28 protein-coding genes are annotated in these 26,561 nt (G+C 72.2%); 20 read left to right on the top strand and 8 right to left on the bottom strand.

The features are described 5' to 3' along the window. Nucleotides 1-52: 52 nt before the first annotated feature. Together MOPEL_RS06525 and MOPEL_RS06520 are read right to left on the bottom strand one after the other, a co-directional pair. Nucleotides 53-850, bottom strand: coding sequence for an ABC transporter permease (locus MOPEL_RS06525; protein WP_009482077.1), 798 nt, complete (start codon nt 848-850; stop codon nt 53-55). Next, nucleotides 847-1,572 carry an ABC transporter ATP-binding protein gene (locus tag MOPEL_RS06520; RefSeq protein WP_009482076.1) on the bottom strand — a complete coding sequence of 242 codons (726 nt, stop codon included), beginning with the start codon at nt 1,570-1,572 and terminating at the stop codon, nt 847-849. The genes MOPEL_RS06525 and MOPEL_RS06520 overlap by 4 nt, the downstream gene beginning before the upstream one ends. Nucleotides 1,573-1,635: 63 nt before the next feature. On the opposite strand from MOPEL_RS06520, the gene MOPEL_RS15855 reads away from it, so the two are divergent. The 8 genes from MOPEL_RS15855 to MOPEL_RS06480 all read left to right on the top strand — a co-directional run bounded on the left by MOPEL_RS15855 (nt 1,636) and on the right by MOPEL_RS06480 (nt 6,917). Next, a complete protein-coding gene (locus MOPEL_RS15855) occupies nt 1,636-2,154 on the top strand; it encodes a helix-turn-helix domain-containing protein (RefSeq protein WP_009482075.1) in 519 nt (172 codons plus the stop codon). Between the two features lie 105 nt (nt 2,155-2,259). Beyond that, nucleotides 2,260-2,721: a MarR family winged helix-turn-helix transcriptional regulator gene (locus tag MOPEL_RS06510; RefSeq protein ID WP_009482074.1), complete on the top strand. Its 462-nt coding sequence runs from the start codon at nt 2,260-2,262 to the stop codon at nt 2,719-2,721. Beyond that, nucleotides 2,718-3,140: an organic hydroperoxide resistance protein gene (locus tag MOPEL_RS06505; RefSeq protein ID WP_009482073.1), complete on the top strand. Its 423-nt coding sequence runs from the start codon at nt 2,718-2,720 to the stop codon at nt 3,138-3,140. Before MOPEL_RS06510 ends, MOPEL_RS06505 begins: the two co-directional genes overlap by 4 nt. Continuing rightward, complete coding sequence (locus MOPEL_RS06500; protein WP_009482072.1) at nt 3,140-3,631, top strand: glutathione peroxidase; 492 nt, start codon at nt 3,140-3,142, stop codon at nt 3,629-3,631. The genes MOPEL_RS06505 and MOPEL_RS06500 overlap by 1 nt, the downstream gene beginning before the upstream one ends. Next, on the top strand, nt 3,628-4,533 hold the full coding sequence (locus MOPEL_RS06495) for a patatin-like phospholipase family protein (protein WP_009482071.1): 906 nt from the start codon (nt 3,628-3,630) through the stop codon (nt 4,531-4,533). The genes MOPEL_RS06500 and MOPEL_RS06495 overlap by 4 nt, the downstream gene beginning before the upstream one ends. Nucleotides 4,534-5,073: 540 nt before the next feature. Continuing rightward, entirely contained in the window at nt 5,074-6,321 is a 1,248-nt protein-coding gene (locus MOPEL_RS06485) for a glycosyltransferase (RefSeq protein WP_040633246.1), read from the top strand. A 45-nt stretch (nt 6,322-6,366) separates the two neighbouring features. After that, nucleotides 6,367-6,540 (top strand): hypothetical protein, encoded by a 174-nt coding sequence (locus MOPEL_RS17615; RefSeq protein ID WP_169316289.1) that lies wholly within the window; start codon nt 6,367-6,369, stop codon nt 6,538-6,540. Beyond that, nucleotides 6,537-6,917, top strand: coding sequence for a hypothetical protein (locus tag MOPEL_RS06480; protein WP_009482069.1), 381 nt, complete (start codon nt 6,537-6,539; stop codon nt 6,915-6,917). The genes MOPEL_RS17615 and MOPEL_RS06480 overlap by 4 nt, the downstream gene beginning before the upstream one ends. Before the next feature lie 105 nt (nt 6,918-7,022). Here the strand turns inward: MOPEL_RS06480 and fdhF are convergent, their stop codons facing one another. Next, entirely contained in the window at nt 7,023-9,812 is a 2,790-nt protein-coding gene (gene fdhF / locus MOPEL_RS06475) for a formate dehydrogenase subunit alpha (protein ID WP_009482068.1), read from the bottom strand. Nucleotide 9,813: 1 nt separating this feature from the next. Then, nucleotides 9,814-11,649: an NAD(P)-binding protein gene (locus MOPEL_RS06470; protein WP_040633284.1), complete on the bottom strand. Its 1,836-nt coding sequence runs from the start codon at nt 11,647-11,649 to the stop codon at nt 9,814-9,816. 499 nt (nt 11,650-12,148) lie between these two features. Between MOPEL_RS06470 and MOPEL_RS06465 the strand changes: the two genes are divergently transcribed. The 7 genes from MOPEL_RS06465 to MOPEL_RS06435 are packed head-to-tail and all read left to right on the top strand — an operon-like array spanning nt 12,149 to nt 19,285. Continuing rightward, complete coding sequence (locus MOPEL_RS06465; RefSeq protein WP_009482066.1) at nt 12,149-13,852, top strand: nitrite/sulfite reductase; 1,704 nt, start codon at nt 12,149-12,151, stop codon at nt 13,850-13,852. Continuing rightward, nucleotides 13,849-14,673, top strand: a complete 825-nt coding sequence (locus MOPEL_RS06460) for a phosphoadenylyl-sulfate reductase (RefSeq protein WP_009482065.1) — start codon at nt 13,849-13,851, stop codon at nt 14,671-14,673. Before MOPEL_RS06465 ends, MOPEL_RS06460 begins: the two co-directional genes overlap by 4 nt. Then, nucleotides 14,670-15,623, top strand: a complete 954-nt coding sequence (gene cysD / locus MOPEL_RS06455; RefSeq protein WP_009482064.1) for a sulfate adenylyltransferase subunit CysD — start codon at nt 14,670-14,672, stop codon at nt 15,621-15,623. Before MOPEL_RS06460 ends, cysD begins: the two co-directional genes overlap by 4 nt. Then, on the top strand, nt 15,623-17,065 hold the full coding sequence (locus MOPEL_RS06450; RefSeq protein ID WP_009482063.1) for a sulfate adenylyltransferase subunit 1: 1,443 nt from the start codon (nt 15,623-15,625) through the stop codon (nt 17,063-17,065). The genes cysD and MOPEL_RS06450 overlap by 1 nt, the downstream gene beginning before the upstream one ends. Beyond that, a complete protein-coding gene (locus MOPEL_RS06445; protein ID WP_009482062.1) occupies nt 17,062-17,709 on the top strand; it encodes a precorrin-2 dehydrogenase/sirohydrochlorin ferrochelatase family protein in 648 nt (215 codons plus the stop codon). Before MOPEL_RS06450 ends, MOPEL_RS06445 begins: the two co-directional genes overlap by 4 nt. Beyond that, nucleotides 17,706-18,605: a sulfite exporter TauE/SafE family protein gene (locus MOPEL_RS06440; protein WP_009482061.1), complete on the top strand. Its 900-nt coding sequence runs from the start codon at nt 17,706-17,708 to the stop codon at nt 18,603-18,605. Before MOPEL_RS06445 ends, MOPEL_RS06440 begins: the two co-directional genes overlap by 4 nt. Next, nucleotides 18,602-19,285 carry a sirohydrochlorin chelatase gene (locus MOPEL_RS06435; RefSeq protein ID WP_009482060.1) on the top strand — a complete coding sequence of 228 codons (684 nt, stop codon included), beginning with the start codon at nt 18,602-18,604 and terminating at the stop codon, nt 19,283-19,285. The genes MOPEL_RS06440 and MOPEL_RS06435 overlap by 4 nt, the downstream gene beginning before the upstream one ends. Before the next feature lie 452 nt (nt 19,286-19,737). On the opposite strand, the gene MOPEL_RS06430 is transcribed toward MOPEL_RS06435, so the two are convergent. Next, nucleotides 19,738-20,025, bottom strand: a complete 288-nt coding sequence (locus MOPEL_RS06430) for a hypothetical protein (protein WP_009482058.1) — start codon at nt 20,023-20,025, stop codon at nt 19,738-19,740. Between the two features lie 248 nt (nt 20,026-20,273). Here MOPEL_RS06430 and MOPEL_RS06425 point away from each other — a divergent pair, with 248 nt between their 5' ends. Then, nucleotides 20,274-20,834 (top strand): HdeD family acid-resistance protein, encoded by a 561-nt coding sequence (locus MOPEL_RS06425; RefSeq protein ID WP_009482057.1) that lies wholly within the window; start codon nt 20,274-20,276, stop codon nt 20,832-20,834. Nucleotides 20,835-21,066: 232 nt separating this feature from the next. After that, nucleotides 21,067-21,810 carry a sulfite exporter TauE/SafE family protein gene (locus MOPEL_RS06420; RefSeq protein ID WP_009482056.1) on the top strand — a complete coding sequence of 248 codons (744 nt, stop codon included), beginning with the start codon at nt 21,067-21,069 and terminating at the stop codon, nt 21,808-21,810. A 94-nt stretch (nt 21,811-21,904) separates the two neighbouring features. Here MOPEL_RS06420 and MOPEL_RS06415 read toward each other — a convergent pair whose 3' ends face one another. Then, nucleotides 21,905-22,270: a VOC family protein gene (locus MOPEL_RS06415; RefSeq protein WP_009482055.1), complete on the bottom strand. Its 366-nt coding sequence runs from the start codon at nt 22,268-22,270 to the stop codon at nt 21,905-21,907. Nucleotides 22,271-22,272: 2 nt separating this feature from the next. On the opposite strand from MOPEL_RS06415, the gene MOPEL_RS19080 reads away from it, so the two are divergent. Continuing rightward, nucleotides 22,273-22,545 carry an HTH domain-containing protein gene (locus tag MOPEL_RS19080; RefSeq protein WP_444542955.1) on the top strand — a complete coding sequence of 91 codons (273 nt, stop codon included), beginning with the start codon at nt 22,273-22,275 and terminating at the stop codon, nt 22,543-22,545. 201 nt (nt 22,546-22,746) lie between these two features. Here the strand turns inward: MOPEL_RS19080 and MOPEL_RS06410 are convergent, their stop codons facing one another. Beyond that, nucleotides 22,747-23,466, bottom strand: a complete 720-nt coding sequence (locus tag MOPEL_RS06410) for a formylglycine-generating enzyme family protein (RefSeq protein WP_009482054.1) — start codon at nt 23,464-23,466, stop codon at nt 22,747-22,749. 1,429 nt (nt 23,467-24,895) lie between these two features. On the opposite strand from MOPEL_RS06410, the gene MOPEL_RS06400 reads away from it, so the two are divergent. Both MOPEL_RS06400 and MOPEL_RS06395 read left to right on the top strand, forming a co-directional pair. Further along, on the top strand, nt 24,896-25,411 hold the full coding sequence (locus MOPEL_RS06400) for an AraC family transcriptional regulator (RefSeq protein WP_009482052.1): 516 nt from the start codon (nt 24,896-24,898) through the stop codon (nt 25,409-25,411). Nucleotides 25,412-25,470: 59 nt separating this feature from the next. Next, nucleotides 25,471-25,911 carry a hypothetical protein gene (locus tag MOPEL_RS06395; RefSeq protein WP_009482051.1) on the top strand — a complete coding sequence of 147 codons (441 nt, stop codon included), beginning with the start codon at nt 25,471-25,473 and terminating at the stop codon, nt 25,909-25,911. Nucleotides 25,912-25,941: 30 nt separating this feature from the next. Here MOPEL_RS06395 and MOPEL_RS16570 read toward each other — a convergent pair whose 3' ends face one another. After that, on the bottom strand, nt 25,942-26,184 hold the full coding sequence (locus MOPEL_RS16570) for an NUDIX hydrolase (RefSeq protein ID WP_009482050.1): 243 nt from the start codon (nt 26,182-26,184) through the stop codon (nt 25,942-25,944). Between the last annotated feature and the right edge of the window lie 377 nt (nt 26,185-26,561).

The raw sequence follows: 26,561 nt of genomic DNA, 5'->3' as shown, positions 1-26,561 counted from the left end.
CCCACCTGCGGGGCCGCGCCTGCGGTCGGGCGAATCGGGCGGTGGCCCCCGGTCACCGGACGTCCACCCTCAGGGTGGTGACGAGGGCGACCCCGGCGGCGACGGCGGCGTACCCGAGGAGGACGAGTGCTCCGGCCCAGCCGGGCAGCAGCTCGACGGGGGCGGTGCCGGACGTCTGCGCGAGGGCGTCGAGGACGAAGCTCTGCCCGGTGACGGCCCCGGCGGCGCCGCCGGGGAACCAGGGGTACGCCGAGCGGGCCCCGGGGACGACGCTGAGGAGGGACTCCGCGAGGTAGAACCACCCCACGATCAGGCCGAGGCAGAGTTGCGGCCGTGGGACGAGGGCGCCGATCCCCACGCCGATGACGGTGTAGAGCGCCATCGCGAGACCGATCCGGCCGACGTCGGCGAGGAGGGCGGGAACCTCGAGCCCGAGGTGGATCCCGGCGAGGCGGCAGCCTCCCCACATCCCCACCGCCGCGCCCACCGCGAGGACGGCCCCGTACGCGAGCCCGGTGAGGAGCGCGGAGAGGAGCTTCGCGAGGACGACGACGGCCCGGCGTGGCTGGGCCGTCAGCGTGGGGACGATGGTGTGGTGCTCGTACTCGTCGGTCATGGAGCGCGAGCCGAGGAGGACGGGCACGGGTGCGCTGAGGACGAGCACGCCGAGAAGCCCCCGGGCGGCCGTGGGCGTGTCCGGCAGGGGCATGGGCGGGTTCATCCGCTCTGGTCCGAGGAGGACGAGGCCCCCGGTGAGGAACAGCCCGATCGCGAGACCACCGAGGAGGAAACGGCCGGTGGCGGGGGTTCCGAGGAGGCGGAGCAGCTCGGCCCGGAGCGACGTGATCACGGTCGGCCTCCTGCCGTGGCGAGGTAGACGTCCTCGAGGGTGTCGGCCCGCCACTCCTCCGAGAGGCGGTCGAGGTCGCCCTCGGCGACGGTGCGTCCGTCGCGGACGATGACGGCGACGTCGAGGATGCTCTCGATCTCGGCGAGGACGTGTGTCGAGACGAGGACGGTGCGACCGTCGTCGGCCATCTGCCGGAGGAGTTCGCGGATCCACCGGATCCCCTCGGGGTCGAGCCCGTTGGTGGGCTCGTCGAGGACGACGACGCGGGGGTCGCCGAGGAGCGCCGTCGCGAGGACGAGTCGCTGCCGCATGCCGGTCGACCACGTGCCCACCGGGGTGTCGGCGTAGGAGGTCATCGAGAGCTCGGTGAGGCAGTCGTCGACGCGGTGGGCGGGGTGTCCTCCCATCGCCGCGTGGACGCGCAGGTGGCGCCGCCCCGTCGTCGCGGGGTCGAACGCGAGGGGGTCGAGGACGGAACCGACGACCGTCGTCGGGCGGCGGAGCTGCGTGTAGGGGCGGCCTTCGACGTGGGCGGTGCCCGAGTCGCTCCGGTAGAGCCCGAGGAGGCACCGCAGGGTCGTGCTCTTGCCGGAGCCGTTGGGTCCGAGGAGCCCGGTGACGTGGCTGGGCCGGGCGATGAGGTCGACACCGTGGAGGACCTGCCGACGGCCGAAGCGTTTGGTGAGGCCGGAGACGGTGATGCCGGCAGGGGGTGTGGTCACGAGTGCTCCCGAGTAGGATCGATGTCAGTTTCGATAATGGTCTCAGAAGTGAGAAAGGTCAAGATGTCGAACTCGCTCGAGGTCCTCCTGCACCCGGTGCGGTGGCGCATCGTCCAGCGACTCACCCGGTCGCCCGCGACGCCTGCCCAGGTCCAGGCCTCCCTGTCCGGGGTGGCGACGGCCACCCTGTATCGACAGTTGCAGACCCTGCTCGACGCCGGCCTCGTCGCCGTCGTGGACGAGGCCAAGGTGCGTGGCGCCGTCGAGCGCACGTACGCCCTCGCCGGCGTCCTCGCGGGTCCGGATCCCACTCCCGAGGGGCGCCGCGATCAGGCGCTCCTCCTCCTCGGGCTGCTCCAGGCGGACGTGCTGTCCTACCTCGACGGCGTCGGCGCGGAGGGGGTGATGGGGGATCTGAGCCTCACCCGGACCGCGCTCCATGCCACGGCGGACGAGATGGCGGAACTGCGGCAGGGGCTCACCGAACTCCTCACCCCGCTGCTCGAGCCGCACGACGGGGCGAGGGGGTTCAGCCTCGGACTCGTCGTCGCCCCGGTGCCGGGTGGTGGCGCGGGGGAGTGAGGGCGTCACTCGCCGGCGCGTCGCCCGTGGGGGATCCGGGGCTCGCCGGGGACCTCCTCGAACAATTGAATTGCGCGCAATTCAATTGTGTGCAACCATTCATGCGTGGAACCGGATCTCAGGCTCGACAGCCAGGTGTGCTTCGCGCTGTACTCGGCCGCCCGGGCGGCCCAGAGCGCATACCGCCCGCTGCTCGCCGAACTCGACCTCACCTACCCGCAGTGGCTCGTCCTGCTGGCGCTGTGGGAGGAGGACGGCCTGACCGTCGGCGCCCTCGGTGAGCGTCTCCACCTCGACAGCGGCACCCTCTCGCCGCTGCTGCGCCGCATGGAGACCCGTGGGGTCCTCACGCGGCAGCGGGCCGAGACCGACGCCCGCACCGTCACCCTCCACCTCACCCCGGAGGGCCGCGACCTGCGCGGTCGCGCCGGTGACGTGCAGCGCTGCCTCGTCCCGCTCGTCGACCTCGACGCCGACGAGGCCGCCACCCTCCGCGACCTGGCACACCGCCTCGTCGCCTCCACGGAACGTCGGACCCTCACGGGTCGGAACGGAGAATCGGAATGAACGTCGTCTACACCGCCGAGTCCCTCGCCACCGGAGCCGGCCGCAACGGCCACGTGCGCAGCACCGACGGGCGCATCGACCTCGACCTCGCCATCCCTCGCGAGATGGGCGGCACCGGCGAGGGCGCCAACCCCGAGGAACTCTTCGCCGCCGGCTACGCCGCGTGCTTCCACTCCGCGCTGCAGATGGTCGCCCGCCAGGCCAAGGCCGAGCTCGGCGACTCGAGCGTCGGCGCCAAGGTCGGCATCGGTGAGATCGACGGCGGCGGGTTCGGCCTCGAGGTGACCCTCGAGGTCGTCGTCCCCGATCTGCCCCACGACGAGGCCCAGGCCCTCGCCGACCGCGCCCACGAGGTGTGCCCCTACAGCAACGCGACCCGCGGCAACATCGACGTCGCCGTCGTGGTGGTCGACGACTGATGCCGACCCTCCACGACTTCCACGCCACCACCCTCACCGGCGAGGACAAGAACCTCGCCGACTACGCGGGCAAGGCCGTGCTCGTCGTCAACACGGCGAGCAAGTGCGGCCTCACCCCGCAGTACGAGGGGCTGCAGGAGCTCTACGACACCTACGCCGGGCGCGGCCTCGAGATCCTCGGGTTCCCCTGCGACCAGTTCGCTCACCAGGAGCCCGGATCCGCCGACGAGATCGGGGAGTTCTGCACCCGGAACTACGGCGTGACGTTCCCGATGTTCGAGAAGGTCGACGTCAACGGCGCCGAGACGCACCCGCTCTGGGCCTGGCTCAAGAAGGAGCGTGGCGGCGTGCTCGGTGGCGCGATCAAGTGGAACTTCACGAAGTTCCTGGTCGACCCCATCGGTGCCGTCGTCCAGCGTTACGCCCCCACCACCGCGCCGGCCACGCTCACCGACGACATCGAACGCGTCCTTCCTAAGGAGACCGCATGACCGACACCACCACCCGCCCCACTCGCGCCCTCGTGCTCGGGGGCGGGGGTGTCGCCGGCATCGCCTGGGAGAGCGGCCTCCTCATCGGCCTCATGGAGGCGGGCGTCGACCTCGAGGCGGCCGACCTCGTCGTCGGCACCTCCGCCGGGTCGTCGGTCGGGGTGATGCTCCGGCACGGCCTCCTCACGACGGAGCACCTGCAGGAGGTGCTCGCCGCCTCCGAGGCCGTCGAGGAACGGACGAACGACGACGCGGGTCTCCCGCAGACCGAGGGCTCGCAGTCGTACTCCTCCACCGCGTTCGCCGACGCGAAGCTCGACGCCACCCGTGGTGTCACCGAGGAGCAGGACGTGCGCGCCAAGCTCGGCGAGTGGGGTCGTGCCCGCCCCGTCGACCTGCCCGAGGAGACGTGGGTTGCGCAGATCGCCGCGCGCCTGCCGCGCGACTGGCCGGAGGGGCGTCTCGCGATCACCGCGGTCAACGCGGCCGACGGCTCGTTCCACACGTTCGGCGCGCAGGACGGCGTCGAGCTCGCCCGTGCCGTCGCCGCGAGCTGCACCCTGCCCACGGTGTTCCCGCTCGTCACCATCGACGGAGACCCGTACATGGACGGCGGGATGCGCTCGGCGACGAACGCCGACGCCGCCGCCGGGCACGACCGCGTGCTCGTCGTCGCATGCTCCGACGAGGGGGCCGCCAGCCCGTTCGGGCCGGTGCTCGCCCAGGCCGCGGAGCGCATGCGGAACGAGTCCTCCGACGTGTTCACCATCGAGGCCGACGCCGCGAGCCGCACCGCGTTCGGCCCCAACGTGCTCGACCCGGCCTCCATCGAGCCGTCGTTCCTCGCCGGCCTCGCCCAGGCGCAGGCCGTCGCCGCCGACGTCGTCGCCTTCTGGGGCTGATCCGACCACCGACCTCCCGACTGCCCGGGTGCGGGCGGTCTCCGCCGCGACGATGGCCATCATCATGACCGCTCCGACCCCCACCCGTGCCCTCGTCCTCGGCGGGGGAGGCGTCGCCGGGATCGCCTGGGAGAGCGCGCTCCTCACCGCACTGCTCGCGGCGGGCGTCGACCTGCGCGCCGCCGACCTCGTCGTCGGCACCTCGGCCGGATCCTCCGCCGCGGTCATGCTGCGGGCGGGACTGCTCGGCGCCCACCGTTCCCGCGGGGGCGCCGACACGGCCCACCGATCGGAGCCCTCGTCCGCCGCCGAGGAGGCCGTCGCCACGGGCACCCCGGCGCCGGCGGACGCACGCGCCCCACGCCTCCCCCGAGGGTGGGGTCCGCGAGAGGCACGGCCGGGAGGGCCTCGATTTCGACGGGCGCGCGTTCTCCCAGGCCGTGCGGGCCGCCTCCCGCGGCGTCCGCGGGGTCCCAGCGGCGCGCGAGGTCGTCGTGGAGCCGTCACACTGCGGGGGATGTCGACGGCGAGGGGGATGTCGTGAGAGTGCTCGTCACCGGGTCGGGGTCGGAGGGCGACACCCGGCCCTTCCTCGCGCTCGCGGCCGGGATGGCCGACCGTGGGCACGCCGCCGCCGTGTGCCTCGACCGCAGCGGCGCCGACTCCGCCGCGCGTCTCGGCCTGCCGTACCGGGAGCTCGACGGCGACTTCCGGGCGCATCTCAGCGGGGGCCGCGCCGAGGAGGCCCTGGCCCGCGCGACCCGAGACGGCGGGCTCACCGGCCTCGCGTTCTTCGGCGAGATCGCCCGCGCCCACACCGAGCAGTGGGTATGCACGGTCGAGACGGCGATCGACGAACACCGGCCCGACGTCGTCGTCGGCAGCGGCCTCACCGTGTGGGCGGCCCAGACCGCCGCGGAATCCCGGGGTGTGCGGTTCGCGGCGTCCGCGGCGTTCCCCCTCGCCCCCACCCGTGCGTTCCCCTCCCTCGTCTCGCCCGGGGTGCCACCGGCATGGCTCAACGTCGCCACCCATCACGTCGCGACGGCGATGATGTCCGCGGTGTTCCACCGACCGGTCGCCGCCGCACGTCGCCGACGGGGCCTCGGGCGGTTCCGTGCCGTGTGGGACGACGTGCCGGTGATCTACGGCTACTCCCCGGTGCTACTTCCCACGCCGCGCGACTGGCGTTCCAACGTCGCGGTCTGCGGCGACTGGCACCTCGACGACCCGGGCTGGACCCCGCCCGCCGACCTCGTGGCGTTCCTCGACGCGGGTGAGCCGCCGGTCTACGTCGGGTTCGGCAGCATGGTCGGCACGGAGCCCCTGCTGCGCGCCGTGCTCGACGGGCTCGCGGGCAGGCGGGTCGTCGTCAACCCTGGGTGGAGCGGCGTGGATCCCGCGGCGTGGGGTCACGACCCGGAGGTCGTCCACGTCGTCGGCCAGACCCCGCACTCGTGGCTCCTGCCGCGGTGCGCCGCGGCCGTCCACCACTGCGGCGCGGGCACGACCCATGCCGTCACGCGGGCGGGTATCCCCTCGATCCCCGTCCCCTTCGCCGCCGACCAGCCGTTCTGGGCGCGGCGCCTCGTGCAGCTCGGGGTGGCGAGCGCGCCCCTCGACCGCCGCCATGTCACTCCGGGCGACATTCGTTCTGCCGGAACGATTCTCGACGACGTTCGGGTGTGGTCACGTGCGCATCGGATCGCCGATCGCCTGGCACGGGAGGACTCGGTCGACGCCGCCATCACCCACCTGACGACGTGGTCGACGCCCGCGTCCGGCTGAGATCGACGCCGCCGCTCGCCGGAGAGTGGCCGGTACGGTGGGGAGATGACCCGAGCCTCGAGCCCCCTGTCCCGCGCGGCCGAGTACCTCGGTCTCGCGCGCCCCGCCCCGAGGCCGAATACGGCACGGTCGGTGTTCCGCCTGGCACTCCTCGTCGTGGTGGTGGTCGCGCTCGTCGTCGGTCCGCTCACGCGGGCCCGGGCGAGGCGGGCGGCATGACGGGTCCCGGAACGGCCCTCGTCGTCGACGGTGCGAACGTCGTCGGCAGCGTCCCCGACGGCTGGTGGCGCGATCGGGCGGGCGCGGCAGCACGCCTCCACGCCGCCCTCGTCGCCGTCGACCTGCCGTGGGAGCACATCGTCCTCGTCCTCGAAGGGGCCGCTCGACCGGGTGTTCCCGAGGGGGAGGTGGCGACGGTGACGACCGTCCACGCCCCCGGGAGCGGTGACGACGAGATCGTCGACCGCTGTGGGCAGCTCGCGGACGAGGGCGCGCGGGTCGTCGTCGTCACCGCCGACCGAGGCCTCGTCGCCCGGCTCGAGCCGTTCGACGTCGACGTCGAGGGGCCCCGCGCGTTGCGCTCGCTCCTCGCCTGAGCCGAATCGACGCACTGCGCCGGGTCCGGGGGCCGGTGAGGAACCCCGAACGTGGTGGGTCCTCGCCCCGGGAGGGCGCGATCGCGCCGTGGCGCCCGCCGCCCGTCAGCCACCCACGGGTTCGACGTGCACCGCGCAGACCTTGTACTCGGGGATGCGGGCGTACTCGTCGAGGGCGGCGTTGGTGAGCTCGTTGACGGCGCCGTCGGCGAAGTGGAACGGCATCCACGTCTCCCCTTGTGAGACGCGGGTGCCGACGCGGGCAGTGGTCTCGATGCGGCCACGGCGGGAGGATACGGCCACTCGACCGCCGTCGGGGATCCCGAGGCGTGCGGCGTCGTCGACGTTGAGCTCGATGTAGGAGGAGCCGCTGATCTCCGCCAGTCCCGGCGCGCGCATCGTCATCGTGCCGTTGTTGTAGTGGTAGAGCATCCGGCCCGTCATGAGGATGAACGGGTAGTCGGCGTCGGGGGTCTCGGCACTCGGCCGGTACTCGGCGGGAAAGAATCGTCCGAGGCCGCGGGTGAACGAGCCGACGTGAAGGATCGGCGTGCCGGGGTGGTCGGCGCTCGGGCACGGCCACTGCAGGCCGCCCTCGCGTTCGATCCGCTCGTGGGAGATGCCGCCGAAGCTCGGTGTCACCGAGGCGATCTCGTCCATGATCTGCGCGGGCGTGAGGGTCGGCTGCGGGTAGCCCATGCGGCGCATGAGGTCGGCGAGCACCTCGGTCTCGGGCCGCATGCCGGGCTCGGGGATCACCGCCTGCCGCACCATCTGCACGCGGCGTTCGGTGTTCGTGAACGTGCCGGTCTTCTCGGCGAAGCTCAGCCCTGGAAGGACGACGTCGGCGTACGTGGCCGTGTCGGTCATGAACAGCTCGATGATCGCGAAGAACTCGAGGTTCTCCATGGCCTTGACGACGTGGGCGGTGTCGGGGTCGGTGCGCACCGGGTCCTCGCCGTAGCTGAACAGGGCCTTCATCTCGCCGCGCGCGGACATCGCGAGGATGTCGGTCGCCATGATCCCCGGTTCGTGGTTGAGGTCGACGCCCCACGCCTGCTCGAACTTCTCGACGACGCCGTCGGCGGCGACCTTCTGGTAGCCGGGGAGGTCGCCGGGCTGGGCGCCCATGTCGCAGCCACCCTGGACGTTGTTCTGCCCGCGGAGCGGGTTGATGCCGCAGCCGGGGCGGCCGAGCTTGCCGGTCGCGAGGGCGAGGTTGGAGAGGCTCATGACACCCTCGGTGCCGCTCGAGTGCTCGGTGACGCCGAGGCAGTAGACGATCGGCGCCTTCTCCGCCCCGGCGTAGAGACGCGCGGCCTCGCGGAGCATGTCGGGGTCGACGTGGCAGATCTCGCCGACGCGTTCGGGGGTGTAGTCGGCGACGAGGTCCTTCATCGCCTCGAACCCCTCGGTGCGTTCCGCGATGAACGCGTGGTCGACGAGGTCCTCGGCGATCATCACGTGGAGCAGCCCGTTCGCGAAGGCGACGTTCGTGCCCGGACGCACCCGAAGGTGCAGGTCGGCGTCCTTGCAGAGGTCGATCTCGCGGGGGTCGACGACGACGAGCCGGGCACCGCGCTGCACGGCCTGCCGGATCTGCATGCCGATGACGGGGTGCGCCTCCTCGGGGTTGGAGCCGACGAGCATGATGACGTCGACGTCGCCGGTGATGTCGGCGATGGGGTTCGTCATCGCGCCCGACCCGAGGGTCATGGCGAGGCCCGCGACGGAGGCCGAATGGCACACGCGGGCGCAGTTGTCGACGTTGTTCGTGCGCAGGCAGGTGCGCACGAACTTCTGCGTCAGGTAGATGTCCTCGTTGGGGGAGCGGCTGCACGCGAACCCGGCGAGGGTCTGCGGCCCGTAGGTGTCGCGTAGGCGGGTGAACTCGCGGGCGACGAGGTCGAGCGCCTCGTCCCATGTCGCCTCCTCGAACTCCCCGGTCTCCTTGTTCTTGATGAGCGGGGTGCGGATGCGGTCGGGGGAGTGGACGAAGTCGATGGAGCCGGATCGCCCCTTGCCGCAGAGGAGTCCGTGGTTGACGGGGCCGTCGCCACCGACGGCGTCGACGATGCGGTTGTCCTTGACGCGGAGGTCGATCTGGCAACCGGTGCCGCAGTGGGGGCACGTCGTGGAGACCGTCTCGACCTCGCGGATGCGGTAGGTGTGCCGCCGCAGGTCGGTGATCGCCGCGGTCGGGCACGCCTGGACGCAGTTGCCGCACGACTCGCAGAGCGTCGTGCGCCAGCCCTCGTGGAAGGGCGCGTCGATGATCGTGTTCCGCCCCTCCTTGAACGTGCCGATCGCGTGGCGACCGACGACGTCGGCGCACATCGACACGCACCGCTCGCAGGTGATGCACAACGTCGGGTCGAAGCGCAGGAACGGGTGCCCGTCGAGCAGCATGCGGTTGCGGTCGACACGGCCCTTGCGGCCCAAGGAGGAGTCGGCGGGGACGCCGTACTCCTCGCCCAGATCCTGCAGTTCGCAGTCGCCCGCCTTGACGCAGTCGAAGCAGTGCTCGCGGTGGTTCGCCATGAGCAGCGAGACGAGGCCCTTGCGGGTGGCGCGGATGCGGGGGTTCGACGTCGTCACGACCATGCCGGGCTCGACGACCGCGGTACAGGCGGTGACGAGTTCGTCGCGGCCCTCGACCTCGACGACGCAGAGGCGGCACGAGCCGGTCTCGTTGACGCCCTCGAGCCAGCAGAGGGTGGGGATGCGGCGGTCGTGCGCCCGGGCGGCCTGCAGAATCGTCGTGCCGCCGGGCACGGAGATCCCGCGTCCGTCGACGGTGAGGTCGACGACGACCGGGGTGGGGGCGGCCGCCGCGCCGGTGAGGACGTGGTCCCCGTTCGACGCCGCGACGAGCGGCGGGGTGTTCGTCGTCATGTCAGCACCGTCCTCCCACGAGCGCTCCGCTTCCGTAGTGGTCGCACCGCAGGCAGCGGGAGACCTCCTGCCCGGCCTCCTGGGCCGTCATCGGTTCGCCGACGTAGTCGAAGTCCGTCCTGCGCAGGTCGGGTTCGCGCAGCGGGGCCTCGACGCGGCCGGTGGGGACCCGGTTGTTCGGGCCGGGGTGGGGCACCTCGATGCCGAAGTCGATCGTGTGGTGGTAGCCGAGGTCGGTGTCGATGGCGTAGGCGGCGACCTTGCCCGCGGCGATGGCCTCGATGACGGTCGAGGGGCCGGTGACGCAGTCGCCGCCGGAGTGCACGCCGGGGGCGACGCGGCCGGTGTCGTCGGCGACGAGGCGCCGGCGGGTGACGGGGAGTCCGGACTCCTCGACGTGGGTGCTCTCGATGCCCTGACCGACGGCGATGAGCACGACGTCGGCGGCCAGCCGCACCGGCGGCTTGTCGGCGGGGACCGGCGTGGGGCGTCCGGCGTGGTCGTGCGGGCCGGGCATCTGCGGCTGCACCCACAGCGCGGCGACGTGGCCCCGGTCGTCCTTCTCGACGTGCGTCGGCGCGAACAGCGCCGAGAGCCGGGCGCCCTCGCGGACGGCGCCGACGATCTCGTGTTGGAGGGCGGTCATGTCCTCGCGGCGTCGCCGGTAGACGACGTGGACGTGTTCGGCGCCGCACCGGATGGCGGTGCGGGTCGCGTCCATCGCGACGTTGCCGCCGCCGACGACGACGACGCGCTTGCCGCGGAAGTCGGGGCGTTCTCCGGTGGCGAGGCCGTGGAGCATGTCGACCGCCGACACGACGCCCTCGGCGTCGCCGCCCTCGAGGTCGAGGGTGAGCCCGGCCTGTGCGCCGATCGCGAGGTAGACGGCGTCGTGGTCGCGCCGCAGATCCGCCATCGTGAGGTCGCGGCCGATGTGCACGCCACACCGGATCTCGATGTTGCCGACGGCGAGGATGCCCGCGATGTCGGAGTCGAGCCGGGTCTTGGGGAACCGGTAGTCGGGGATGCCGTAGCGGAGCATCCCGCCCGGCAACTCGTTCGCCTCGTGGATGACGACCTCGTGGCCCATGAGTGCGAGGAACCATGCGGCGGTGAGGCCGCTCGGTCCGCTGCCGACGATCGCGACGCGCCGACCGGTGTTCGGGCCCCGCTGCGGGACGGGGACCTCGTCGCCGGGCGCGTGGTCGACGGCGTACTCCTTGAGTCCGCGGATGTTGATCGCCTCGTCGATGAGCTGCCGCCGGCAGTGCGCCTCGCAGGGGTGCTCGCAGACGAGCGCGCACGCCGACGGGAGCGGGTTGTTCTGCCGGATGAGGTTGACCGCGCCCGCGTGGTCGCCCTTCTCGATGAGCGCGATGTAGCCGGGCACGTCGGTGTGGGCCGGGCAGAGGCTCACGCACGGGATGACGGGGCGCCGGTCGGAGAGGCAGCGGCTCTCGTGGACGTGGCTGTCGACCTCGCGCTCGAACGTGCGCATCGCGTCGAGGAACACCGTCGCGGGTTGGTAGCCGATCGCGCAGTCGGAGGTGTCGCGGACGAGCTCGGCGAGGGCGCGCATCTCCGCGACCCGCTCCTCCCGGTCGGCGGGCGTGCCGTCGCCGTCGAGGAGGGAGGCGAGCATGTCCTCGAGCTGCGGGATCCCGTCGCGGCACGGCACGCACTTGCCGCACGACTGGGTCTTCGCGTTGTGGAGCATCGTCAGCTCCATCGTGAGCGGGCACGCCCCCACCGGGTAGGCGTCCAGCGTCCGGCCGAACGTCTCCAGGTGGGATTCCATGGCGGCGTCCGTGCGGTACTCGTGCAGTCGTCGTGTCATCGCGAGGCCTCGCATCCGGGCCGCGGCCACGCTGTCGTGGCCTGACGATCGGCCCTGGTTCCAGGATCACCCCTCGGCGCCCCATCTCGGCGTCCAAGCGCGTGTGAAGTTGCGGCGCGTCGGCTCGGATCCGGCGGCGAGACAACCGTCACGATGCAACAATTTGTTTTCATACCGATAACGTCGCATGATGTTCGACATGCGCTTCCCGGTGACCCGCCCTATGCCGCAAGACGACTCGGTCCGCCGACACCTCGTCGGCATGCCGATGTGTCGCTGTCGCCGTCACTGACGACTCCGCCCAGGACCGCGTGCCCGAGCGCCCACCTCTCCGGTCGTCCGGCGTGTCCCACCCGCTTCCCCGTCGTGACCCGCGTCCGCCGGACGTGACGCCGTCGGCCGTGATCCCGGCCTTCGTCACTCCGCGCCCGCTTCCGCCCCACCCCCGGCGTGCCCCCACGGCGCCCCGCCCATCCCCCGTCCGAAGGGTCGAACCATCATGTCCGTCGACACTCCTGCCCGCGTCCGCCCGTCCCGCTCCGGAAAGCCCCAGGGGCAGTGGGCGGTCGACGGCCGCGCACCGCTCAATCACAACGAGGAGTTCAAGGCCGCCGACAACGGGCTCAACGTCCGCGACCGCATCGAGCAGGTCTACGCCAAGCAGGGCTTCGACTCGATCGACCCCGACGATCTCCACGGCCGTTTCCGCTGGTGGGGGCTCTACACGCAGCGCAAACCCGGCATCGACGGCGGCCGCACCGCGCAGCTCGAACCGCACGAGCTCGAGGACCGGTACTTCATGCTCCGGGTGCGTGTCGACGGCGGAGCGCTGACGACCCGGCAGCTCCGCACCGTCGGGGAGGTCTCCCGCGACTTCGCCCGTGACACCGCCGATCTCACCGACCGTCAGAACGTCCAATACCACTGGGTGCGCGTCGAGGACGTCCCCGAGATCTGGCGGCGACTGGAGGAGGTCGACCTGTCGACGACGGAGGCCTGCGGCGACACGCCACGTGTCATCCTCGGCTCCCCGGTGGCGGGCATCGCGGCGGACGAGATCGTCGATCCAACCCCCACCATCGCCGAGATCCGGGAGCGGTTCATCGGCGACCCCGAACTCTCGAACCTGCCTCGCAAGTTCAAGACGGCGCTCACCGGGCACCCCTCTCTCGACGTCGTCCACGAGATCAACGACGTCGCGTTCGTGGGCGTGAATCACCCCGCGCTCGGCCCCGGGTACGACCTGTGGGTCGGCGGGGCCCTCTCCACCGCACCGCGACTCGGTGAGCGGCTCGGCGTGTTCGTCGCGCCGGGCGAGGTGGCCGAGGTGTGGCAGGGCGTCGCGTCGATCTTCCGGGACTACGGGTTCCGTCGCCTGCGTCACAAGGCGCGACTGAAGTTCCTCCTCGCCGAGTGGGGGACCGAGAAGATGCGCCAGGTCCTCGAGGACGAGTACCTCGGCCACCGGCTGCCCGACGGCCCGCCGCCCGCCCCGGCGAGCGGCCCCGGCGACCACATCGGCGTGCACGAGCAGAAGGACGGTCTTCGCTACGTCGGGCTGGCGCCGACGGTCGGGCGGCTCAGCGGCACGACCCTCGTGCGGCTCGCCGACCTCGCCGAGGCCGCCGGGTCGACGCGGGTGCGTCTCACTCCGCACCAGAAGGTGCTCGTGCTCGACGTGCCGCAGGAGGAGGTCGAGGCACTCCTCGCCGGCGTCGAGGAGATCGGCCTCACCGCGAGCCCCTCCCCGTTCCGCCGCACGACGATCGCGTGCACGGGCCTCGAGTTCTGCAAGCTCGCGATCGTCGAGACCAAGGGCACCGCGGCACGGGCCATCGCCGAGCTGGAACGACGTCTCGCCGACGTCGAGCCGCAGCTCGACCGGCCGATCTCCCTGCACATCAACGGGTGCCCCAACTCGTGCGCCCGCATCCAGACCGCCGACATCGGCCTCAAGGGCCAGATGATCGACGACGGCGACGGCACGCAGGTGCCGGGGTTCCAGGTGCACCTCGGCGGAGGCCTCGCCTCGGAGGACCGCGAGGAGGCCGGGCTCGGCCGCACCGTGCGCGGCCTCAAGGTGACCGCCGACGGCCTTCCCGACTACGTCGAGCGCGTCGTGCGCCGCTACGTCACCACCCGCACCCCCGACCAGACCTTCTCCGCCTGGGTCCGCCGCAGCGACGACGAGGAGCTTCGATGACCACCGTCCTTCCCGGCCACCACACCGAGAACACCGACCACGCCGCCATCGAGGCGCCCGAGGAGCGCGAGGCCCGGCTGCGTGCCCTCGCCGAGGAAGGGGCGGCGCGGTTCGCCGCCGTCGAGGCCGACCTCTCACCGCTCGCCCTCGCCGACGCCGTGAGTGAGTGGGCCGCAGAGACGTTCGGTGACCGGCTCGCCGTCGCGTGCTCCATGGCCGACTCCGTCCTGCCGCACGTCGTCTCCGAACACGCCCCGGGGGTCGACGTCCTGTTCCTCGAGACCGGCTACCACTTCCCCGAGACGCTGCAGACCCGCGACCGCGTCGCCGACGCCCTCGACGTACGCGTCGTCGACGTCCAGGCACGGCAGTCCGTCGCGGAGCAGGACGCCCGGTTCGGGCCGCGACTGCACGACCGCGACCCGGGCGCGTGCTGCGCGATGCGCAAGGTCGAGCCGCTGCGTGCGGCCCTCACCGGGTACGACGCGTGGATCACCGGCGTGCGCCGCGAGGAGGGGCCGACGCGCGCCGACACCCCGCTCGTCACGTATGACGAGGCGTTCGGGCTCGTGAAGATCAACCCGCTGGTCACGTGGAGCTTCGACGACCTCCTCGCCCACTCCGAGCGGCACCTCCTGCCCGTCAACCCGCTGCTCTCCCAGGGGTATCCGAGCATCGGCTGCGCGCCGTGCACCCGCCGCATCGCGCCCGGGGAGGACCCGCGCGCCGGCCGGTGGGCGGGCTTCGCCAAGACCGAGTGCGGACTCCACCCCGCCACCCCGCACCCCACCGATCCCGACACCCTCGAGGAGACCCGATGACCGCCGTCGCGACCCCGTCCACCGGCCATGCCGCCGACGCCCCCTCGACGCCCGGCGGAGGGCCCGACCTGCTCGACCTCCTCGAGAGCGAGGCCGTGCACATCATCCGCGAGGCCGTCGCCGAGCTCGAACGGCCCGCGATGCTGTTCTCCGGCGGCAAGGACTCCGTCGTCATGCTCCACCTCGCCGCCAAGGCGTTCTGGCCGGGGCGGGTGCCGTTCCCCGTCGTCCACGTCGACACCGGCCACAACTTCCCCGAGGTCCTCGCGTTCCGCGACGCGACGGTGGAGCAGTTCGGGGTCGAACTCGTCGTCGCCTCCGTGCAGGAGTACCTCGACGACGGCCGCCTCGTCGAACGCCCGGACGGCACCCGCAACCCCCTGCAGACCGTGCCGTTGCTCGACGTCGTCGAGGCGCGGCGGTTCGACGGGTTGTTCGGCGGCGGACGCCGCGACGAGGACAAGGCCCGCGCCAAGGAGCGGGTCGTGAGCCTGCGCGACACGTTCGGCCGGTGGGACCCCAAGAACCAGCGCCCCGAGCTGTGGCGTCTCTACAACACCCGCCACGCCCCCGGCGAGCACGTGCGCGTGTTCCCCCTGTCGAACTGGACCGAGCTCGACGTGTGGCGCTACATCGCCCGCGAGGGCATCGCACTGCCGAGCCTCTACTACGCCCACGAGCGTGAGGTCTTCGAGCGGGACGGGATGCTCCTCACCCCGGGTGAGCACGTCGTGCCGCGTGCCGGGGAGGTCGTGCGGACGGCCTCCGTGCGCTACCGCACCGTCGGCGATGCGACGTGCACGGGCGCGGTGGAGTCCGACGCCCGCGATGCCGACGCCGTGGTCGCCGAGGTCGCCGCCGCGACGATCACCGAACGCGGCGCCACCCGCGCCGACGACCGCCTCTCCGAGGCCGCCATGGAGGACCGCAAGAAGGAGGGCTACTTCTGATGAGCACCGTGACCGAGACGCACGAGACCACCACCCCCGCGATCGACTCGGCGGCCGGCCAGGACGCCGACACGACGACGACCATCACCCCCTCGGCCACCGATGTGGTTGTCGCCCAGGCCGCCTCGAGAGTCGGCGGACTGCTGCGGCTCGCGACGGCCGGGTCGGTCGACGACGGCAAGTCGACGCTCGTGGGGCGCCTGCTGCACGACACGAAGTCGGTACTCGCAGACCAGCTCGCCGCGGCCCACGCCGAGAGCCGCCGCCGCGGGTGGACGGGCGAACTCGCCGACCTCGCGCTCCTCACCGACGGTCTGCGCGCCGAGCGCGAGCAGGGCATCACGATCGACGTCGCCTACCGCTACTTCGCGACCCCGCGTCGCTCGTTCGTCCTCGCCGACTGCCCCGGGCATGTGCAGTACACACGCAACACCGTGACGGGCGCCTCCGGTGCCGACGCGGTCATCGTCCTCGTCGACGCGCGCCACGGGGTCGTCGAGCAGACCCGACGCCACCTCGCCGTCCTCGGACTGCTACGGGTGCCGCACGTCGTCGTCGCCCTCAACAAGATCGACCTCGTCGACGACGCCGAGGCCGTGCACGCCGACGTGTCGGCGCAGCTCGGCGAGCTCGCGCCGCGGCTCGGGCTCTCGGCGCTCACCGTCGTGCCGGTGTCGGCCCTCCACGGCGACAACGTCGTCGACCGCTCCGAGCGCACGCCCTGGTACTCCGGGCCGACGCTGCTCGACCTCCTCGAGACCCTCCCCGCCGCCGACGAACGCGAGGCGGGCCTCCGATTCCCCGTACAGACGGTCATCCGCCCGCAGCACGGCGCGGTCGACCCCGCCCACGTCGACTACCGCGGGTACGCGGGGCACGTCGCCTCCGGGGCCGTGGCCGTCGGCGACGAGGTCGTCGTGCTCCCCTCGGGGAGCCGCACCCGTGTCGTCGGGATCGACGTCTCGGGGCGCACCGTCGAGCGCGCCGAGGCGCCGCTGTCGGTGACGCTCCGCCTCGCCGACCAGGTCGACGTCTCCCGCGGCGACCTCCTCGCGTCCGCCGCCGACGCACCCGAGGTCGCCTCCCGCATCGAGGGTGTCCTCTGCTGGCTCGCCGGTACCCCGCTGCGCCCGGGGGCGCGGGTGCTCGTCAAGCACGGCACCCGCACCGTCCCCGCCCGCATCGGAGTGGTGGGGGAGCGGCTCGACGTCGACACCCTCGACGTCGCTCCCGCCGAGGAGGCCACGCTCAACGACCTCGTGCGCGTCGACGTGACGCTCGCCGAGCCGCTTCCCGTCGAGCCGTACGCCGAATCCCGTTCGGCCGGGTCGTTCCTCGTCATCGACCCGGCGAGCGGCGCCACGCTCGCGGCCGGGTTCGTCGGCGCCGGGTTCGACGGGGCCCGCGCCGCCACGACCGCAGATCCGGGAGTCGCCGCATGAGCCCCGCCCCGTTCCTCCTCGGGCTGTCACTCGCGGGGCGCCACGTCGTCGCCGTCGGCGGCGGGCCCGTCACGGCGCGGCGTGTCGCCGATCTCGTCGCCGCCGGAGCCCATGTCCACGTCGTCGCCCCGGTCGTCGCTCCCGAGATCGTGGCCCTCGTGGCAGACACCTCCGGCGGCGCGCGCGTCGCAGTGACGTCGTCGCACGCCGCGTCCGACGGTCGGATCTCCTGGGAGTCGCGGCCGTATGCGGGGGAGGGCGATCTCGACGGCGCCTGGCTCGTCCACGTCGCCACGGGCGACCCGGAGGTCGACGCGCGGGTGGCCGCCGACGCCGACCGGCGACACGTGTTCTGCGTCGCGGCGGGGGAGGCCTCCCGCGGGAGCGCCCGCGTCCCCGCGCGGGCCGTCGTCCCCACCGAGTCCGGCCCGATCTCCCTCGCGGTGCACGCCGCCGACGACCCACGTCGCGCGGTGGCCGTACGCGGCGCGGTGCAGGACCACCTCGCGACGTGCGCCGCGACGCATCTCGCGTCGGGGGCGGTCGACCTCACCTCGCGGCGTCGTCCTGCGGGCGGCCGCGACCGGGGGCCCGTCCGCGTCGTGTCCGGCCCGCACCCGACCCCGCGAGGAGCCGTCGCATGATCGACCACCTGCTCGCGTTCGTCGCCGGGATCGGCGCCCAGCTCGTCGACGGGTCCCTCGGCATGGGGTACGGGATCACCGCCACGACACTGCTGCTCGCGACCGGACTCACGCCCGCGCTCGCCGGCGCGTGCAGCAACGTCGCGCAGCTCGGCACGACCCTGAGTTCCGGGGTGAGCCATCACCGCGTCGGCAACGTCGACAGGCGCATCGTCCGGCGGCTGTCGGTGACCGGCGGTGTCGGCGCCTTCGTCGGCGCGACCGTCCTCTCCGGGTTGTCGACGGCGGCCGCGCGACCGGCCATGGCGGCACTGCTCTGCCTGCTCGGCGCCGGGGTCGTGCTGCGGTTCGCCCTCCGGACGCCGGGGGTCGGAACGGTGGGCTCCGAACGGGCGTTGCGACGCCGGTTCCTCGCGCCGCTCGGACTCGTCGGGGGCTTCGTCACGGCGACGGGCGGCGGCGGCTGGGGGCCGGTCGTCACCTCGACGCTGCTCTCGACGGCGCCGGTCGCGCCGCGCATCGTCATCGGGTCGGTGTCGGCGTCGGAGTTCGTCGTCACGGTGTGCGCGAGCCTCGGGTTCTTCACCGGGCTCGGCCTCGCGGGGCTGCCGTGGGCGACGATCGTTGCGCTCGGGCTCGGTGGGGTGGTCGCGGCGCCGGTCGCGGCCCGGTTCGCCGGGAAGCTCCCCCCGCAGATCCTCGGTGTCGTCGTCGGGGGCCTCATCGTCACGCTCAACCTCGGCGCCGTGCTCACATGGCTCGGGGTTCGTGGCGGTGCGGCGGCGGACGTGCGGGTCCTCGCCTTCGCGGCGACGGTGTTCGTCGTCGCGGCGACGGCGCGGCGTCACGTCCTCGCCGAGCGTGGCGCAGCCGACGTCGGCACGCTGGTGTCATGAGCGTCCCCCTCGTCCTCGCCGCCCACGGCACCACCGACCCCGCCGGGCGCGCCGTTGCCGTCGAGGTGGCGCAGCGGGCGGGGGAGCGGCTCGGCGTCGAGGCACGGGTCGGGTTCGTCGACGTCTGCGGGCCCGAACTCGCGGGCGTGCTCGGTGAGTTCGTCGACGCGGAGGACGCACCGGTCGTCGTCCCGTTCTTCCTCGCCGCGGGGTATCACGTGCGACACGACGTGCCTGCGGCCGTGCACGAGGCCGCGCCGTCGGCACGCGTGACCCCGTGGCTCGGCGAGGCGCCCGAGGTCCTCGACGCGCTCGCCGGGCGGATCGCCGAGGTCGAGCGCGAACCGGAAGCGGTCGTCCTCGCCGCCGCGGGCTCCTCCGATGTCGACGCCCGGAGCGAGGTCGAGGCGGTGGCGACCGCACTCGGGTCGCGCCTCGACGTCCCCGTCGCCGCGGCGTTCCTCACCGGCCCGGGTGCGACCCCGGCCGAGGCCGTCGCCGACCTGCGGTCCCGCAGGCGGCGACATGTCGTTCTCGCCGCGCATCTCCTCGCGCCGGGCGTGTTCCTCCGACGGCTCACCGGCACCGCCGAGGACCTTGACGCGGCGGTGACCGACGCGATCGGCTCACACGAGGCCATCGTCTCGCTCGTGGAGCGGAGGTACCGGGAGGTGGGCTGAGGAGCGAGCGGGACGATGCAGTCCTCGGGCCGGGCGGTCGCGAGCAGTGCCCCCACCGCGGCGAGTCCTGGCACGATCGGGCGCCGCGGAGGCGACTCCCGTGCGTCGAGGCGTCGAGCCCGCACGAGGAGCACCACGCCGACGATGGCGCACGGCACGAGGAGAACGGGATACGCCGGGTGCCCGTCGATCACGGAAGAGAACGCGGACGCGGACGCCACCGCGACCACCGGCGTGAGGATCCACGTCCCCGCCACGACGTACCGCAACCCCCGCGCCCTGCTCCCGCGCCTCATCCATCGATGATGCCCGCTCGGCGGGAAGGGCCGCGGCGTTCCCTGTCCGTGTCCCCGTCACGGACGCGGCAGCCAGTCGTTCCCGGGTCGGGCGGTGGAACGACGACGCCCCGCCTCGACCGGGAGGGGTCGGGCGGGGCGTCGAGGGGTGAGAGGTCAGGGGCGCTCGGAGCGCTCGCCGGGGTGCTCGGGGCCGGTGTCGCCGGGCACGGCCTCCTCGACGTCGTCCTCGGTGGCCTTGACGCCGGCGAGGACGTCGCTGTCGGACGTGCCGGTGACGTAGCCGTCGATGACGCCGTCGGCGCCCTCCTCCGCGCTCGGCGCGGTCGACATGACGACGCCGCTGTCCTCGGTGCTGCGGGTGCCGGTCTGGCTCGCGCGGTCCTCCGCCACCTGGGACTCGGGGTTGTTGCGCGGGTCGATCGTCGGGGTCTCGTCGCTCATGTCGCACCTTCCGTCGAGAGTGTTCGCGAACGGGCCGCGAAAGTTCGGAGGAAGCGTCTCACGTCGGCCGACGTGGCGTGTCCCGTGGCCTCCGTGGTGGGGCCTCCGTGGTGGGGCCTCCGCGCGGGGCGGCCTCGGTGTCGGGGGAAGTTGGGGGGGGCCCACAACGTTGCCCCAGGTGTATGTGGTCCGCCCGACGAGCGGTGGGCCGCCCGTCCCCTACCCGCCCCTTCCTTCGGGAGTACCTCATGGATGTCTTCGCCCGCCGCTCCTCCGGCACTCTCATCGCCCTTGGCGTCGTCGCCGTCCTCTTCGGCCTCGTCGCCGCCTTCTGGCCCATGGGCACGGCCCTCGGCCTCGTCATCCTGTGGGGCGTGTATGCCCTCGTCGACGGCATCACCGCGCTCGGCCTCGCGTTCGCCGGACGAGGCCTGCCCGGGCGCGGCCTCCTCTTCGTCATCGGCCTCGCCGGTCTCGTGGCCGGTCTGCTCGTGATCTTCCGGCCGTTCTCCGGCCAGGTCGCCCTCGCGTGGCTGCTCGGGACGTGGCTCGTCGTCCGCGGCATCGTCGAGGCCGTCGGTGCCTTCGGAGAGATGACGATGCGTCCGCGGTGGATGCTCCTCCTCGGCGGTCTGCTGTGGATCGTCGCCGGTGTCGTCTTCGTCGCGAACCCCGGCATCGCCGCCCTCACGGTCGCGCTGTGGCTCGCGATCCTCGCGATCGCCTGGGGCGTGCTGCTCCTCGCCGCGGGGATCAGTCTGCGCTCCGCCGTGAACGACGCCGAGCGTCGGACCCGCGCCACCGTCTGACGACGCCCCACCCCGACGGCCCCGGACGCCTCGCCACCCCCACGGTGACGACGGCGCCGGGGCCGTCTCGGTGTCAATGGGGGCGATCTGTCGAGAGACGGTCCGCACACGAGACGTGGTGGGGCAACGGTGCCGGAGCCTGCACCCGTGGTGGCGAGGGCGGGAGTTCGAGGGTGCCGACGAGATGGACGACGGCCACGGCCAGGACGGCGCGTGGCCCTAGAGTGCGCGCATGACGCTCTGGGCCACGGCGGCGCTCGCGATTCTCGTGGGCACGGTGCTGCAGCGCGTCTCCGGCACGGGCGTCGGGCTCGTGTGTGCGCCGATCCTCGCCCTGCTCCTCGGCTCGGCGCAGGGCGTGCTCGTCACGAATGCGACGACGACGATGTCCGGTCTCCTCATCGGCCTGTCGGTGCGTCGCGACATCGAATGGCGCCGTGCGGGTCTCGTCATCGTCTCCGCGGCGCCCGGCGCGGTGGCGGGGGCGCTGCTCGTGCGAGCCCTGTCGGCGGCGTGGTTGCAGATCGTCATCGGTGGCGTCGTCGTCCTCGCGCTCGTGACCTCCGTCGCGTTGCCGCGGCTGCCCCACTGGGGCGGACGCCTCCCGACCGTCGTCGCGGGGGCGATCGGCGGCCTGTTCAACACGACGGCGGGCGTCGCGGCCCCGGTGATGGTCGTGTACTCCCGCCTCGCACGCCTCGAGCAGGCGACGTTCGCCGCGACCCTCCAACCGATCTTCATGGCGATGGGCGCGATGTCGGTGATCCTCAAGACGACCCTCGCCCCGACCTCCGGGGAGCTGCCCCCGCCGTGGTTCCTGCCGGTCGTCCTCGCGACCGTGATCGTGGGCATCGTCCTCGGCGGGCGGGTCTCCCGCCACGTGGAGGCGGGTCAGGCGCGCACCCTCGCCCTCGGGCTCGCCGGTCTCGGCGGGGCGACGACTCTCGTGCGCGGCGTCCTCGCCCTCGTCGGCTGAACCGCCACGACGGCGGACCAGGCGAAGCGCCTCGTGCGGACGTAGTCGTGGCGGCGAGCTGGTGCTCGCCGCCACGTGGGAGTCGGTTGCCGAGTCAGTCGGTGGGGCTGACCCGGATGAGGTTGCCGTCGGGGTCGGCGATCACGAAGGTTCGGCCGAACACGTCGTCATGGGGTTCGTCGACCACGCGCACGCCCTTCGCAACCCACTCCTTGTAGACGTCATCGACCTTCGAGGAAGGGCCGGGGACCATGAGTCCGATCTCGCTCGTGCGTGGCGTGTCGCGGGTGGTGTTCTCGTTGTGGCCGGTCCAGATGGCGAACAGCACCCCGGGTGCCACCTCGAAGGCGACATAGCGAGGGCTGGTGAAGGTGGGCTCGATGTCGAACAGGTCGCTGTAGAAGGCGGTGGACTGCTCGGCGTCGCTGACGTAGGTCAGGAACAGGTTGGGTGCGGACATGCATGTCTCCTCGGGTTGGTGGATCAGGTGGCATCAGTCGATCACCAAAACAGGACATCTTGTGTCATGTTTTCCGTGAGGATCGGGCCATGAAGTCCTCGAGGCTGTTGTCGATGTTGCTGCTCCTGCAGACTCACGAGCGGATGACGAGTCAAGAACTGGCTCGACGATTCGAGGTCTCACCGCGCACGATTCTGCGTGACGTCGAGGCCCTGTCGGTCGCCGGCGTTCCAGGTGTAGGTTCCAACCGGCTTGTCATGAGTGCTCGTCACTGACCTGCGCGATGACGCGTTGCGCGTAAGCGGCGTGGTCCCACGTCCGTGTCCGAATCCTTGGGAAGCCGAAGCGTGGGTGCTCGTCCTGCTCAGGCCAACAGATGACATTGCGCGGGTGCGGGGCCCTGTCTCGACCTGGCAGGCTCCTTGCCGCGGAGGTCCCCGGATCGCAACCGGCCCCGCCCTGGACAGCCGCCGTAGTCAGGCGGGGAGGTTGCGGGCGAGTCGGAAACCCAGGTCGTCGAAGGACGCCTGCGGGTTGGTCTTGCGGCGCACCCCGGCGCGGCAGCTCCAGTGGGGGTCGCTCCAGCCGCCGCCGCGGATGACGCGGTAAGGACCGTAGACGGCTTCGTCATACAGGTCCCAGCACCACTCCCACACTCCGCCGAGGGTGTCGTACAGGCCCCAGGCGTTCGGGTTTTTCCGTCCGGCGGGGCGCGGGCCGGTGGCCGTGGTGGCGTCGTACCAGGCGATGTCGTCGAGGTTCCCGTAACGCGGGCCCGTGGTGCCGGCGCGGCAGGCGACCTGCCACTCGGCCTCGGTCGGTAGGCGGTACCCGTCAGCCGTGCGGTTCCATTCGACGTGCCAGGTGTCGGATGCCGGTTCGTGGTGAGGCCGCCACGCGGCGCCCGGTGGCACCTCGTGCTCCGTCACGGTGTAGACCGGCGCCAGGCCCTCGCGCGTCGACAGAGCGTTACAGAACATCACGGCGTCTCGCCAGGACACGTTCACCGCGGGAAGGGCCGGATCGAGCCCCAACGGGGCCAGACTGTGGACCTCGGACCAGAGGTCGGCCGTGACGGGGATCGTGGCGATGAGGAGCGGCTCGACCTTCACCATCCACGAGCGTCCGTCACGCCGATCGACGACGGTCTCGATTGTGGGGCCCTGCGGCGGGACCATCACCATGTCGATGAGCACAGACCCATCGTGGTTCATGGGAGCCGTGGATCGACTGCAAAGTTCGCAGTCAGGGCCGCCCCAGGCCCCGCCATCGACCGTGGACACGACAGGGGTGTCTACGACTAGGTGGGGCGCGGACACGCTGAACGAGATCCGACATCACTGCTGCTTCCGCCCGGCCGCTGTAGGTTCCGGTCTCCTCGTCGTAGCTGCTCGCGCCGACCTGCGCGATGACACGTCGCGTGGACGGCGGACAATCCCACGTCGCTGCCCGAATCCTCAGCAGCCGGCATGAGCACCACCATCGGCGGTCGTGGTTTCACGCGTCTGTCGATGAGGGCGCGCTCCCCGCTGTAGCCGCTCCGGTCGTCGGATCGTCCTCCGCACCCGAGGGAGGTGGGTCCTTCGTGCGTCGAAGCGCGGGCTGTGCACCGCGCGCGTGTAGCCTGGACGAGCGGGGGGTCATCCGTCGTCTCGAGGTAGGTGGCGAGGTCGTCCATGAGACCCGCGACCTGCTCCGGGTGTGGCGCGACGTACTTGGCGCGGACCGGAGAGCTTCCGCTGATCCACACCCACCGGTCGCGGAAGCCCCTCGGCTGGGTAGGAAGCAAGGTGTGGTGCATGTCGTCGATTTGCCCGGCGGTCCACTGCGTGCGGGTGGCGAGGGTCTCGACCGCCTGCCGGACGGTGGCGATGTTGCGGGTGATCATCTGCGCGGCCGAGTGCTCGGGGACTGCCGTCTCGTCGATGTCGGCGAGCAGCACGGCGCTCCAGGCTTCACCACGAACTTTTCGCCTGGGCTCGACCGTGGCACTGGCGGTGGGCGGCGCGTCGACCTCATCGTGGAGCAGCGGCGCGACCTCGCCTCCGCGGGGAAGTCGAGCGTAGTGGCGCGAGCAGGGGGACGCCAAACGAGGCGGAGGCGGCGCTGACCCGAGTCCAGGACCACGTCGGACTTCCCGGCTACGTCGTCGTCCACGAGGCAGCTACCCCGAACCTACTGCTCGGGGTCGACGTCATCGTGGACGCCGTCGACGGCGTTCCCGACACCCGTTCCGACGTGTAGGTTCCCAGCCGGTCTGTCATCGGTGCCCGTCGTGGGCCTGCGCGATGACGCGTTGCGTGGTCGACCGCCAGTCCCACGTTCGTGTCCGAATCCTCGGCGGCCGCGATCACCATAGCTGTCGGTGGTCGTGGCTTCACGGATCTGTCGAGAGGCGGCCACTCGTCGGGGGCTTGCCGAACGTCGTAGCCTCGCCAGATGGTCCGGATCTGGCGGCACCCTGCGCCGGGGGTGGCGCTGGCGTACGTCGCCGGACCCATCCACGCAGGCGACTATGTGAGTGTGCCGGATGGGCGTTGCGGACTGGCGTGGGTCGAAGATCGGGCGTGGTGGCTCGGCCCGGCCACGCGCCCCTGGCGAGCAGGCCGGGGACGGGATGTCGTCGTGGGCATCCGGCTCGAGCACGTCACCGGCCGCGCCTTCGCGGGCCGCAGCCTCCGCCCGTGGGCCGATGCAAGAGTGGAGTTGCCTGCCCTGCCCGGCGCCGAGGCCGACGCAGTGGACCTGACCGAGCAGATGGACGGAGTCGGATCGCCGGATGCCCAGGCTCATGCCATGGCGAAGTTCGCCGCTACTCGACTTGGCGCTGCCCTGGATCCGGTAGCGGTAGAGCTGCTCGGATCGGCCAGGATTGGGGAACCGGTCGCAACGACCGCGGTGCGGCTCGGTCTCTCGGTTCGACATCTGCACCGTCGTTGCGTGGACAGTTTCGGGATGCCGCCGACGACGCTACGACGCATCCTGCGCCTGCACGCGGCAGCCGTTTTGCGCGCGCAGAATCGGGGCCTGGGTCTCGCCGGGGTGGCCGCGACGGCTGGGTTCGCAGACCAGTCGCACCTGACCCGCGAAGTCGGCGACCTCACCATGACTCGACCGTCACGCGCTCTTCCCAGAGCCTGACCAGCCGGTGTCCGATTCGTTCAAGACCGGCCTCGCCCATCGCCGCTAGCTTTCCCGCCATGCAGACCTGGGGCATCATTCTCGCGACGATCCAGCAGGCCCTCGCAGGCCGTAACGACAGTGCGCGCGCTGCTCTGGAAGCCTGCTGGGCGGACACAGCTCCGGACGATGCGGCCATGCGGTGCGTCATCGCGCACTACCTCGCCGACCAACAGGATTCCCTGGAGGCTGAGATCGCTTGGGACGAGCAGGCCCTGGAGGCCTTCCCCTCGATCCCCGACGACGGCCTCGCGGTGATCGGTGTTCCCTCCGCCGCTCGTTTCGAGCCCAGCCTGCGGCTCAACCTCGGCGATGGCTACCTGCGCGCAGGCAGGATCGCCGACGCCCGGACCCAGGTGGACCTCGCCCGCGCCGTGGCCCGTGAGCTGCCGCCGGACGGGTACGGAGCCATGATCCGCGGCGGGATCGAGCGCCTCGGCGAACGAATCTCCGCAAGCTGACATCGCCTCCTCATGCCGCGGCACGCCACATTACGTGCTCGCGTGCTGCGCGCGGACCGGGTCCGTGATCGCCGCGGGGTCGAACATCGTCAGGGAGGGCAGCTCGTCGGCGGTGAACGAGCCGAGGTCGTCGAGGCACTCTCGGCGTGCGGCACCGGCGGGGGTCTCACCCGCTTCGACGTGCCCGCCGGGCAGGTCCCAGCAGCCGGGGTAGTCGGCCCGGCCCTGGTGGCGGCGGACGAGGAGCACCCGCCCGTCGTCGACCAATGCCATGACGGCGACGCGGATGGGCTGGGAGCTGGGGCTCAGACGCCGAGTGGAGCAGAGATCACCGACGCACCTTGCGTGCCGACACCCGGCCCGGCGCCCTCGCGGCTGCCCGGGCCCGCCCGGCATCACGCGCCGAATGTGCCGGCCCTGGACAGGAAGGTGGAACGCGGACACGCCGCGGACACCCCACGTGGGATCCGACAGATCGTGTCGGTTCCCGGGCGACTTGTCGTAGGGGCCCGCCGCTGAACTGAGCGACGACACGTCGCGCGGACGGCGGCCAGTCCCACATTGGTGTCTGAATCCTCAGCGGCCGACATCGGCAGAACGTCGGCGGTCGTGGTTTCACGTATCTGCCGAGGACGGCTGTTGGGCACGTC

Origin of the sequence: Mobilicoccus pelagius NBRC 104925, assembly GCF_000247995.1 — a bacterium.
Taxonomy (GTDB): Bacteria; Actinomycetota; Actinomycetes; order Actinomycetales; family Dermatophilaceae; genus Mobilicoccus; species Mobilicoccus pelagius.
This window is presented reverse-complemented; position numbering and strand designations above follow the sequence as displayed.